7 protein-coding genes are annotated in these 12,272 nt (G+C 56.1%); all 7 read left to right on the forward strand.

Annotation, left to right across the window (positions count from 1 at the left end):
• Positions 1 to 191 precede the first annotated feature (191 nt).
• The 7 genes from BARVI_RS10895 to BARVI_RS10925 all read left to right on the forward strand — a co-directional run bounded on the left by BARVI_RS10895 (position 192) and on the right by BARVI_RS10925 (position 12,267).
• Positions 192 to 1,178, forward strand: coding sequence for a GntR family transcriptional regulator (locus BARVI_RS10895; protein ID WP_025279273.1), 987 nt, complete (start codon positions 192 to 194; stop codon positions 1,176 to 1,178).
• Between the two features lie 84 nt (positions 1,179 to 1,262).
• Positions 1,263 to 3,038, forward strand: coding sequence for an L-fucose isomerase (fucI, locus tag BARVI_RS10900; RefSeq protein ID WP_025279274.1), 1,776 nt, complete (start codon positions 1,263 to 1,265; stop codon positions 3,036 to 3,038).
• A gap of 87 nt (positions 3,039 to 3,125) precedes the next feature.
• A complete protein-coding gene (gene fucO, locus BARVI_RS10905) occupies positions 3,126 to 4,280 on the forward strand; it encodes a lactaldehyde reductase (protein ID WP_025279275.1) in 1,155 nt (384 codons plus the stop codon).
• A gap of 4 nt (positions 4,281 to 4,284) precedes the next feature.
• Complete coding sequence (locus BARVI_RS10910; protein WP_025279276.1) at positions 4,285 to 4,923, forward strand: class II aldolase/adducin family protein; 639 nt, start codon at positions 4,285 to 4,287, stop codon at positions 4,921 to 4,923.
• The gene (locus tag BARVI_RS10915) at positions 4,920 to 6,278 is read left to right on the forward strand and encodes a rhamnulokinase (protein ID WP_025279277.1); all 1,359 of its coding nucleotides are present in this window, start codon (positions 4,920 to 4,922) and stop codon (positions 6,276 to 6,278) included. Before BARVI_RS10910 ends, BARVI_RS10915 begins: the two co-directional genes overlap by 4 nt.
• 41 nt (positions 6,279 to 6,319) lie before the next feature.
• A complete protein-coding gene (gene fucP / locus BARVI_RS10920) occupies positions 6,320 to 7,621 on the forward strand; it encodes an L-fucose:H+ symporter permease (protein ID WP_025279278.1) in 1,302 nt (433 codons plus the stop codon).
• Positions 7,622 to 7,941: 320 nt separating this feature from the next.
• Positions 7,942 to 12,267, forward strand: a complete 4,326-nt coding sequence (locus BARVI_RS10925) for a CusA/CzcA family heavy metal efflux RND transporter (RefSeq protein WP_025279279.1) — start codon at positions 7,942 to 7,944, stop codon at positions 12,265 to 12,267.
• Positions 12,268 to 12,272 lie beyond the last annotated feature (5 nt).

Raw genomic sequence — 12,272 nt, forward strand, 5'->3', positions numbered from 1 at the left:
CGTGGGTTTTTAGAAATTGTGGTATGGGGTAGCTACTCCTTTGTCATTTCGTTTTCAAGGAGAATCTTTTCTCCGGTTTCGGGGAGAAGAGAGTGTGTAACCTGCTCTTAAACATACGATATTCTTTGGTAGTTCTGAATAAAATCCGTTCCTTTGAGTCAGCACAGTTCAGCACAGTTGGCTGGCTGTATATGCGCGAGGAGATGAATTTCGGACAACAGTCTACCAAGGTCAAGCAACTGTCGGATATTATCGAGCAGGATATCCGAATGGGACGGTACAAAACCCGTTCGGCACTGCCTTCCATCAATTGCCTCAGCGAGGCCTATGGCGTGTCTCGCGATACGGTGTTCAAGGCCTTTTCTCTGTTGAAAGAGCGACGGTTGATCGATGCCGTTCCGGGGAAGGGTTACTACGTAATCAATCGGCAGGAGCGGATTTTTCTGTTGCTCGACGAATATTCACCTTTCAAGGATACGCTATACAACAGTTTTATAAAGGGGCTTGCTTCCTCCTATAAGGTAGACTTGTGGTTCCACCAGTACAACGAGCGCATCTTCAACACAGTGCTTCACGAGGCCATCGGGCGGTACAATTACTATGTGGTGATGAATTTCGACAACGAGAAGTTCTCTCCGCTTTTGGGTAAGATAAATCCGTCGCGACTTCTGCTTCTCGATTTCGGCAAGTTCGACAAGGGGAGTTGCTCGTATATCTGTCAGGATTTCGACGAGGCTTTTTATGGGGCTTTGACCCGACTGTCGGACCGGCTGTGCCGATACAGGAAGATTGTTTTCCAGTTTTCGCCGGATTCCAAGCACCCGAGGAGTTCAATACGGAGTTTCGAGCAGTATGGGCGGGATAATGGGTTGCCCGTCGAGGTAATGGAGACCGATGGACTCGACCGGATAGAACAGGGGACGGCCTACATCGTAATCCGGCAGATGGACGTGGTGAATGTCATCAAGCGTAGCCGGGCGGAGGGACTCAAATGTGGTGTCGATTTCGGTCTTGTGGCCTATAACGATACCCCGGCCTACGAAGTGATAGACGATGGCATCACCGCCATCAGTATCGACTGGGAGAAGATGGGGCGGAAGTTAACCCGGTTTATCACCACAGGAGAGCCGGTGCATGAATATCTTCCTACCGAGGTGCATCTGCGGCACTCGGTGTGAGGGTGGGGAAAAAGGAGTGATACCCCGATGAAAAACGCAATGATTTGTAACGATATATGTATGAACTTTTTATAATGTAAAACCATGAAAAAATATCCGAAAATCGGGATTCGTCCCACAATCGACGGGCGCCAGGGTGGCGTTCGCGAAAGTCTTGAAGAGAAGACCATGAATCTGGCCAAAGCCGTGGCCGAACTGATTTCTACCCATTTGAGGAATGGCGACGGAAGTCCCGTAGAGTGTGTGATTGCCGACGGCACCATCGGTCGTGTGGCCGAGAGCGCAGCCTGTGCCGAGAAATTTGAACGCGAAGGGGTAGGGTCGACCATCACCGTGACCTCCTGCTGGTGCTATGGCGCCGAGACGATGGATATGAATCCCTACTATCCGAAAGCCGTATGGGGGTTCAACGGGACCGAGCGTCCCGGGGCTGTTTACTTGGCCGCCGTGTTGGCCGCGCATGCCCAGAAGGGTCTCCCCGCTTTCGGCATCTATGGCCATGACGTGCAGGATATAGACGACAATACGATACCGGCCGATGTAGCCGAAAAGATTCTGCGCTTTGCCCGTGCCGCCCAGGCCGTAGCCACGATGCGCGGAAAGTCCTATCTGTCGATGGGTAGTGTCTCGATGGGTATCGCCGGCTCTATCGTCAACCCCGACTTCTTCCAGGAGTACCTGGGCATGCGCAACGAGTCGGTCGACCTGACCGAAATCATTCGCCGCATGACCGAAGGTATCTACGACAAGGAGGAGTATGCCAAAGCGATGGCCTGGACCGAGAAATATTGCAAGGTAAACGAGGGCGAAGATTTCAAGAACCGTCCCGAAAAACGCAAGACCCGCGAGCAGAAGGATGCCGACTGGGAGTTCATCGTGAAGATGATGATTATCATGCGCGACCTGATGACCGGAAACCCGAAACTCAAAGAGATGGGCTTCAAGGAAGAGGCGTTGGGCCACAATGCCATTGCCGCCGGGTTCCAGGGACAGCGTCAGTGGACCGACTTCTATCCCAACGGCGACTATCCCGAGGCTTTGCTCAACACCTCGTTCGACTGGAACGGCATTCGCGAGGCCTTTGTGGTAGCTACCGAGAACGATGCCTGCAACGGCATTGCCATGCTGTTCGGTCACCTGCTGACCAACCGGGCCCAAATCTTCTCCGACGTGCGCACCTATTGGAGTCCCGAGGCTGTGAAACGGGTCACGGGCAAGGAGTTGACCGGCCTGGCTGCCAACGGTATCATTCACCTCATCAACTCCGGAGCCACGACGCTCGACGGTTCGGGACAAGCCATCGACGAGAACGGTAACCCGGTGATGAAGGAGCCGTGGAACCTGACCCAGGCCGATGTGGAGAACTGCTTGAAGGCGACGACCTGGTATCCGGCCGACCGCGATTACTTCAGGGGTGGCGGCTTCTCGTCCAACTTCCTCTCCAAGGGTGGCATGCCGGTGACCATGATGCGCCTGAATCTGGTGAAAGGCCTTGGCCCTGTGCTCCAGATTGCCGAGGGGTGGACGGTTACCATCGATCCCGAAATCCACCAGAAGCTGAACATGCGCACCGACCCCACCTGGCCTACCACCTGGTTTGTACCCCGTTTGTGCGACAAGCCGGCGTTCAAAGATGTCTACTCCGTGATGAACAACTGGGGTGCCAACCACGGCGCCATCAGCTACGGGCACATCGGTCAGGATCTGATTACGCTGGCCTCCATGCTCCGCATACCGGTGTGCATGCACAATGTAGACGACGACAAGATTTTCCGTCCGGCTGCTTGGAACGCCTTCGGCATGGACAAGGAGGGCGCCGACTATCGGGCTTGTCGGAACTACGGTCCTATTTATAAATAATTTATCTAATTCAATTCAAGTATTGCCGTTCGGGCTCCCGCTTGTATGGGGCGGGTCCGAACGGCCATCATTCCATTACTGATACATATGATTAACAGATTTGTATTAAACGAAGTCTCCTACTTCGGACCCGGAGCTCGGGAAGTGCTCCCCAAAGAGATTGCCCGCCTTGGGTTGAAAAAGGCCTTTGTCGCTACCGACAAGGATTTGATCAAGTTCGGTGTGGCCGATAAGGTGCTGAGTGTGCTTAGCCAGGCCGGTATCCCTTATGAAATTTTTAGTGACATCAAGCCCAATCCTACCGTCTCCAATGTCAAGGCCGGGGTAGCCGCCTATGCTGCTTCGGGGGCTGACTTTATCATCGCTATCGGCGGTGGGTCGTCGATGGATACGGCCAAGGCCATCGGCATCATCACCAACAATCCCGAGTTCAGCGACGTGGTTTCGCTCGAAGGGGTGGCCGACACCAAGAAGAAATCGGTCCCCATCATTGCCCTGCCCACCACTGCCGGTACGGCTGCCGAGGTGACCATCAACTATGTGATTACCGACGAGAAGAATCAGAAGAAGATGGTTTGCGTCGACCCGAACGACATTCCGGCCATTGCCATTGTCGATGCCGAACTCATGTACACCCTGCCCAAGAGCCTCACCGCATCGACCGGGCTCGATGCGCTCACCCATGCCATCGAAGGACTCATTACCAAAGGTGCCTGGGAGATGAGCGACATGTTTGAAATCAAGGCCATCGAGATGATAACCCGCTACCTGGAAACGGCTGTGAACGAGCCGACCAATGCCGAGGCCCGCAACGGTATGGCCGTGGCTCAGTACATCGCCGGCATGGCCTTCTCGAACGTCGGTCTGGGTGTGGTACACGGTATGGCCCACCCGCTGGGAGCCATCTTCGATATTCCTCACGGGGTGGCTAATGCCTTGCTGTTGCCCACCGTTATGGAGTTCAATGCCCCCGCGGCACTCGACAAGTATGTCGAGATAGCCAAGGCCATGAATGTCTACTCCGCCGGCATGAGCCGTGAGGAGGCTGCCGATGCCGCCGTGAAAGCCGTGAAGGATCTCGCCGTGCGGGTGGGTATCCCGCAGCACCTGTCGCAACTGGGCATCGAGGAGAAAGACCTGCCGCGCCTGGCCAAGGCGGCCTATGCCGATGTATGCACGCCGGGTAATCCGAGAGAAGTAAACGAAGAGATAATTTTGGACTTGTATAAGAAAGTATTATAGGATTATGATAACGAACGAACATATCGAACAATTCATTGCACAGGCCCATCGGGTGGGCGATGCCGGGCTCACCGTGTGCAGCAGCGGCAACATATCCTGGCGTGTGGGCGATGAGGTACTGCTCTCGGGCACCGGCTCGTGGGTACCTGTCCTGCCCAAGGAGAAGGTGGCTGTATGCCGGCTCGAAACCGGCGAAGTGCTGAACGGCGTGAAGCCCTCGATGGAGAGCGGATTCCACCTGGGAGTATTGCGAGAACGTCCCGACGTGAATGTGGTGCTCCACTTCCAGTCGCCCTATGCCACGGCGGTGGCCTGTATGTCGGAACAGCCGAAGGACTTCAACGTGACGGCCGAGGTGCCTTGTCACGTGGGGGCCGAGATTCCCGTGATTCCCTATTATCGGCCGGGTTCGAAGGAGTTGGCTGCTGCCGTCATTGCCGCCATGAAGGACCACAACTCCGTCCTGTTGCGGAAGCACGGTCAGGTGGTGTGTGGAAAAGATTTTGACCAGGCTTTCGAGCGGGCCATGTTTTTCGAGATGGCCTGTCGCATCATTATCCTTTCGGGGGGACGGTACGGCACCCTCTCGCCTGCCGAGATTGACGACCTGGAAACGTATGTATTAGGAAAGAAGACCCCATGAAAGAAGCCTATCTCGCCGTAGATTTCGGGGGCGGTAGCGGGCGTGTAATCGCCGGCTACCCCGCCGAAGGAGGGCTCCAACTGGAAACCGTCTACCGCTTCCCCAACCGGCAGGTGCGCATGGGCGGACACATTTACTGGGATTTCCTCTCGTTGTTTGAAGATATGAAACGGGGAATCCGTATGGCCGTCGACAAGGGCTACCGCATCAAGAGCGTCGGTATTGACACCTGGGGGGTGGATTTCGGGTTGATTGACAAGCAGGGCAACCTGCTGGGCAACCCGGTGTGCTACCGCGACAGCCGCACCGACGGCATGCCGGAGCAGGTTTTTGCCCGCATCGATCCCAGTGCGCACTATGCCGTGGCCGGTACGCAGGTGATGGCCATCAATACGCTCTTCCAGCTCTATGCCATGAAGCAGGAGGGGAGTCCGCTGCTCGACGTGGCCGACCGGTTGCTGTTCATGCCCGACCTGTTCAGTTATTTCCTGACCGGGGTGGCCAACAACGAGTACAGCATAGCCTCTACCTCGGAGTTGATGGATATCCGGGCCTGCCGGTGGAACGAGACGCTCATGCGCGAGCTGGGTTTGCCGGAACATCTCTTCGGCGACATCGTGATGCCGGGGACGAGCCGGGGTGTCTTGAAGCCCGATGTGAAGGAAGAACTGGGGCTGGACTACGATGTGGAGGTGATTGCCGTGGCCTCGCACGACACGGCCAGCGCCGTGTATGCTGTCCCGACAGCTGCCGACGGTGAGGTGACCGCCTTTCTCAGCTCGGGCACCTGGTCGTTGCTGGGAGTGGTATGCGACGAGCCTGTCCTCACCGAAGAGGCCCGACTGCACGGCTTTACCAACGAAGGTGGAGCCGAGGGAAAAATCTGTTTCCTGCAAAACATCACCGGTCTGTGGATTCTCCAACGGCTGATGAGCGAATGGGGCGATGCCGGTCTATGTACCGACTACGAGGTGTTGATTCCGGCAGCCGAAGAGGCCGAGTTTGCCACGTGCATCGATGTCGACGATACCCGGTTTGCCAGTCCGGTGAATATGGCCGATGCCATTGTCGGCTACTGTCGGGAACAGGGAACGCCCGAGCCACATACGCAGGGCGAGTTCGTCAAGTGTGTACTCCTCTCTCTGGCCGAGCGCTATCGACGGGGGGTCGAAGGGTTGAACCGGTTGTTGCCCTGCCCGATAACCCGATTGCAAATTATCGGGGGCGGCTCGCAAAACCGTTATCTGAATCGGTTGACGTCCCAGTCTACCGGCTTGCCGGTTACGGCAGGCCCCGTAGAGGCGACCGCTATCGGCAACATACGGGCGCAGATGGAACTGGTTGCCCGTCGCTGAAAAACCTATGAATGAATCTTAATCTTTTAATCTGACTATCCATGAAAATATCAATCGTGAGTAAAAACGGGGTGAGCTATTTGCTGCCGTTTATCCTCATAACCACCTGTTTTGCCTTGTGGGGATTTGCCAACGACATCACCAACCCGATGGTCAAGGCCTTTTCGAAAATCTTCCGCATGAGCGTGACCGACGGGACGCTGGTGCAGGTAGCCTTCTACGGAGGCTATTTTGCCATGGCTTTCCCGGCAGCCATGTTTATCCGCAAGTACACCTACAAGGCCGGTGTGCTGCTGGGGCTCGGCCTCTATGCGCTGGGTGCGCTGGCCTTTTTCCCGGCCAAGTTGACGGGCAACTACTATCCGTTTCTGTTGGCCTATTTTATCATGACCTGCGGTCTGTCGTTTCTCGAAACCAGTTGTAACCCCTATATTCTCTCCATGGGTTCCGAGGAGACGGCAACCCGCCGGCTCAACCTGGCCCAGGCCTTCAACCCCATCGGCTCGCTGCTGGGCATGTATGTGGCCATGAATTTTATCCAGAACAAGCTGCACCCGTTGGATACGGCCGAAAGGGCACAGCTCTCTCATGCCGAATTTGAGGCCATACGCGATTATGACCTGTCGGTGCTCATTGCCCCCTATCTGATTATCGGGGTGGTGATTCTCGTGATGCTGCTGGTCATTCGGTCGACGCCGATGCCCCGGAATGCCGATACTTCCAAGTCTATCGACTTTATTCCCACGCTGAAACGCATCTTTTCCAAGAGACATTATAAGTACGGCGTTGTCGCACAGTTCTTCTACGTAGGGGCACAGATCATGTGCTGGACCTTTATTATCCAGTACGGTACCCATCTGTTCACGTCGCAAGGTATGGAAGAGCAGGCGGCCGAGGTGTTGTCGCAGAAATACAATATCATAGCCATGGTTATCTTTTGCGTGAGCCGTTTCATCTGTACCTTTATCTTGAAGTATGTGAAGCCGGGCCGGCTTTTGATGGTGCTGGCGGTGGCGGCGCTTGTGCTCACGGCCGGGGTGATATTCTGTGTGGAGAGCGTTTGGGGCATGTATTGTCTGGTCGGGGTTTCGGCCTGCATGTCGCTGATGTTCCCCACCATCTACGGCATAGCCCTGAAAGGCATGGGCGACGATGCCAAGTTCGGTGCCGCCGGCCTTATCATGGCCATCTTGGGCGGGTCGGTGTTGCCGCCGGTTCAGGCCGCTATCATCGACTGCAAGGAGCTGTTCGGCATGCCGGCCGTGAATGTATCGTTCATTCTTCCCTTCATCTGTTTCGTGGTGATTGTCATCTACGGTTATCACATGCGCCGGGCGGTGTGAGTGTTTTTCACGCACCCGCTTTCTGTGGAGTGTATGGGTTAAAGTGATACCTTTGTTGCGGGTAGGGTGAGTGGCTTTCTCGATTGCGCGGGAAAGCCACTTGCCCTACTCTTGTTTTCGGGGCGGGAGACCGGGGTGAAAAAGGGGGACCGTGGGTTGTTTACTGGTTGGGTGGGGGATATTTTGAAGCAATGATGAAAAATCAGACGGCCTATTGCGCATTTCAACCTCTATTTTGGTCGTTTCACCGGCAGGCGGGTGTTGGATAACCCGTAAGGGTCGTAACTTTGTAACGATTATAAATTTAGTATCTATCACATATGTTTGCAAAGATCGTACACTTTTCAGTCCGAAGGAAGCTGTTTGTAGCCCTGACTACGCTGCTGCTTCTGGCGGGGGGCGTCTACTCCATGCTGACGTTGCCCATCGATGCCGTGCCCGACATTACCAACAACCAGGTGCAGATTGTCACCGTGTCGCCCACGTTGGCTCCGCAAGAGGTGGAACAGCTCATTACCTTCCCTATCGAGATAGCCATGAGCAACGTGATGAATGTCGAGGAGATACGCTCGGTATCGCGTTTCGGGCTGTCGCTCGTGACGGTGGTTTTCAAGGAGGACGTGCCCACGTTGGATGCCCGCCAGCTGGTCAACGAGCAGATTCAAATGGTGTCGGGCGAGATTCCACCCGAGCTGGGAACGCCCGAGCTAATGCCTATCACCACCGGATTGGGTGAGATTTATCAATATGTACTCAAAGTGGCGCCGGGCTATGAAGACCGCTACGACGCCATGGAGCTGCGCACCATTCAGGACTGGATTGTGAAGCGGCAGCTCTCGGGTATTCCCGGCATCGTCGAAATCAACAGCTTCGGCGGTTATCTGAAACAATACGAAGTAGCGGTCGATCCCGATGCCCTCTATTCGCTCAACATCACCATCGGCGAGGTGTTCGAGGCCCTGAGCCGCAACAACCAGAACACCGGCGGTAGCTATATCGAGAAAGTGAACCGGGCCTACTATATCCGCTCGGAGGGTATGATTAACGACCTGAAAGATGTGGAGCAGATTGTGGTGACCAACCGGGGCGGTATACCGGTACACATCGGCGACATCGGCCGGGTGCAGTTCGGTGCTCCCAAGCGCTTCGGAGCCATGACCAAGGACGGTGAGGGCGAGTGTGTGGGTGGTATCGCCATGATGCTCAAAGGGGCCAACGCCAACGTGGTGACCAAGGAGTTGGAGAAGCGGGTGGCCAAGGTGCAGCAGATGTTGCCCGAAGGAGTGTCGGTCGAGCCTTACCTGAACCGCTCGGAACTGGTGAACCGCAATATCTCGACCGTGATACGCAACCTGGTAGAGGGTGCCATCATTGTGTTCCTGGTGCTCATCATCTTCCTGGGGAATGTGCGGGCCGGCCTGATTGTGGCGTCGGTCATTCCGCTGGCCATGCTCTTTGCCTTTATCCTGATGCGTATCTTCAACGTGTCGGCCAACTTGATGAGTCTCGGTGCCATCGACTTCGGTATCGTGGTCGACGGCTCCATCGTCATCTTGGAGGGTATCCTGGCCCATCTCTACGGGAAGGAGCTCAGGGGTCGCACCCTCACTCGTGAACAGATGAACGACGAGGTGGAAAAGGGGGCCGGGCGTGTGGTGCGCAGTGCCACGTTTGCCGTGCTCATCATCTTGATTGTGTTCTTCCCCATCTTGACCCTCTCGGGAATTGAAGGAAAATATTTTACGCCTATGGCCAAGACCCTGGTCTTCTGTATCATAGGTGCCCTTATTCTCTCCTTGACCTATGTGCCCATGATGGCTTCGCTCTGCCTGAAACGCACCACGACCGTCAAACGCACGCTGGCCGACCGTTTCTTCGGTTGGTTGAACCGGATTTACCACCGGGCACTCCGTTTCAGTCTGGCCCACGTGTGGGGAACCATCGCCGGAGCATTTGTCGCTCTGATACTCTCCCTGCTGCTCTTCACGAAATTGGGAGCCGAGTTTATTCCTACTCTCGACGAGGGTGATTTTGCCATGCAGATGACCCTCCCGGCCGGTAGCTCGCTGAGTCGGAGCATCGAGGTCTCGCTCGATGCCGAGAAACGGTTGAAGGAGCGTTTCCCCGAAATCAAGCATGTGGTGGCCAAAATCGGTACGGCCGAGGTGCCCACCGACCCGATGGCGGTCGAAGATGCCGACGTGATGATTGTCATGAAGCCATTCAGCGAATGGACCTCGGCGTCGAGCCGGGCCGAGATGGTGGAGAAGATGAAACAGTGTCTGGATTCCGTCGAAGGGGCCGAGTTCAATTTCAGCCAGCCTATCCAACTCCGGTTCAACGAGTTGATGACGGGTGCCAAGGCCGATATTGCCATCAAGCTCTATGGAGAGGATATGACCGAGCTGTACAGTAAAGCCCGCGAGGCTGCCCGCTACGTCGAGCAGGTGCCGGGTGCCGCCGATGTGCAGGTTGAGCAGGCCATGGGTCTGCCGCAGTTGCTCATTCATTTCGACCGGGCCAAGATAGCCCGCTACGGCATCGACATCGAAGAGCTGAACACCGTAATCCGCACCGCCTATGCCGGCGAGACGGCAGGTGTCGTCTTTGAGAACGAACGCCGGTTCGACCTCGTGGTACGTCTGGACAAGGAGAAAGTGAGCGACTTGAACATCGACAAGCTCTTTGTTCGCACGAAAGACAACATTCAACTCCCGTTGAGCGAGGTGGCCAGCATCGACCTGGTGAACGGTCCGCTCCAAATCAACCGCGACGCCACCAAACGTCGGGTGGTAATCGGGGTGAATGTGCGCGATGCCGACATTCAGCAGGTAGTGAGCCAGATCAGAGAGTCGCTCGACAAGAATGTGAAACTCAAACCCGGCTACTACTTTGAATACGGCGGCCAGTTCGAGAACCTGCAAAATGCCATCAGCACCCTCACGGTGGTTATCCCCATCGCTCTGATGCTCATTCTGTTGCTGCTCTTCTTTGCCTTTCACAGCGTCACCTATTCGCTGGTCGTATTCTCTACCGTGCCCCTCTCGCTTATCGGCGGAATCGTGGCCCTGTGGCTGCGGGGCTTGCCATTCAGTATCTCGGCCGGTGTGGGCTTCATCGCCCTCTTCGGTGTAGCGGTGCTGAACGGTATCTTGATGATTAACCATTTCAACGACATACGCAACCGCACGCAATATGCCCGATGCACCAACCGCATCATTGCCGAGGGGTGTCCGCATCTGTTGCGCCCTGTCTTCCTGACCGGACTGGTGGCCTCGCTGGGTTTTGTGCCGATGGCTGTTGCCACCTCGGCCGGTGCCGAGGTACAGCGTCCGCTGGCTACCGTGGTGATTGGCGGACTGATTGTCTCGACGGTGCTGACCCTGATTATTATCCCCGTCTTTTATCGGGTGGTAGGCATGCTGGCCGCCCGTCGCTTGCGTAGGAAGAGCCGTCGCTCGATGCGCAAGGCTGCGCTGACTGTCGCTCTCGTGGCACTTGCCTGGCCGGCCGTACAGGCTCAGCAGACGGTTTCGATGGACCAGGCGGTCGAGATTGCCTTGAACAACAACCCCCGCTTGAAGATGGCCGAATCGGAGATTGAGCGGGCTCGGGTCTCGAAGGGTGAGGCCTGGGACGGCGGCAGTACCTCGTTCAGCTATTCGTGGGGGCAACTCAATGGTCCCGACTGTCACGACAACGAGCTCTCCATCGAGCAGTCGCTCGGTTCCCTGCTCACCCCCTTCTACAAGAATGCCTTGGCCAACACCCAAATCAGCAAGGGTGAGAGCTATCGCGACATGGTGAAGCGTGAGGTGAAGGCCGAGGTGAAACGGGCGTGGGCCTATTACCAGTATGCCTTCCATCTCAACACGTTGTACAACGGGCAGAAGGAGTTGGCCGAACGGCTCAGAAACAGTGGCGAGCAACGCTACCAGCAGGGCGACATCGACCTGGCCGAACGCAACATGATTACCGCCTTGGCTACCGACCTCTATACCCGTTGGCTCGAAGCCTCCGAAGAGTTGTCGCTGTCCGAGCGCCGGTTTGCCTGGGCCTGTTACAGCGATGAACCTTTGTCGCCGGCCGATACTTCGCTGGCCGTGATGCCCATGCCGGCCGCCAGCTTGTCGCTCTCGTCACGCCATCTCGACTATTTCAACGCTCAGGTGCAGGAGAAGAAGGAGATGTTGAAAATCGAGCGCAGCCGTTTCTTCCCCGAGTTTTCGGTAGGGTATGTGCGCCAGAAGATAGCCCCTGTCTCGGGGTTGAACTCGTGGATGGTAGGCGTCTCCCTGCCCATACTCTTCTTCCCGCAGCAGAGCCGGGCCAAGCAGGCTCGCATCGACTTGCAGATTGCCAACTGGCAGGCCGAAGACAACCGTCGCCAGCTCTCCAATCGGGTGAGTGAGTTGCAGAGCCAGCTCGTGCGTCAGCGCGAACGGTTGCTCTACTACCAGCGGGCCGCCGTCAAGGAGGCCGAGGCGTTGCAGAACAGCGCGCTGAAAAAATTCCAGGCCAATGAGACCAATATCACCGAGTTTATACAAAGTCTGAATGCCGCCCGCGAAATCCAGCGGGGCTACATCGAGACCGTCTATGCCTACAACATTACCGTTCTTGAACTGGAACTCTACACCGAGTAACCGGC

The organism is Barnesiella viscericola DSM 18177, assembly GCF_000512915.1.
GTDB classification, from domain to species: Bacteria; Bacteroidota; Bacteroidia; order Bacteroidales; family Barnesiellaceae; genus Barnesiella; species Barnesiella viscericola.

Excerpts from the sequence above, each read along its gene's own strand:
- BARVI_RS10895 (WP_025279273.1), top strand. The coding sequence starts at position 192 with ATGCGCGAGGAGATGAATTTCGGACAACAGTCTACCAAGGTCAAGCAA.
- fucI (WP_025279274.1), top strand. The coding sequence starts at position 1,263 with ATGAAAAAATATCCGAAAATCGGGATTCGTCCCACAATCGACGGGCGC.
- fucO (WP_025279275.1), top strand. The coding sequence starts at position 3,126 with ATGATTAACAGATTTGTATTAAACGAAGTCTCCTACTTCGGACCCGGA.
- BARVI_RS10910 (WP_025279276.1), top strand. The coding sequence starts at position 4,285 with ATGATAACGAACGAACATATCGAACAATTCATTGCACAGGCCCATCGG.
- BARVI_RS10915 (WP_025279277.1), top strand. The coding sequence starts at position 4,920 with ATGAAAGAAGCCTATCTCGCCGTAGATTTCGGGGGCGGTAGCGGGCGT.
- fucP (WP_025279278.1), top strand. The coding sequence starts at position 6,320 with ATGAAAATATCAATCGTGAGTAAAAACGGGGTGAGCTATTTGCTGCCG.
- BARVI_RS10925 (WP_025279279.1), top strand. The coding sequence starts at position 7,942 with ATGTTTGCAAAGATCGTACACTTTTCAGTCCGAAGGAAGCTGTTTGTA.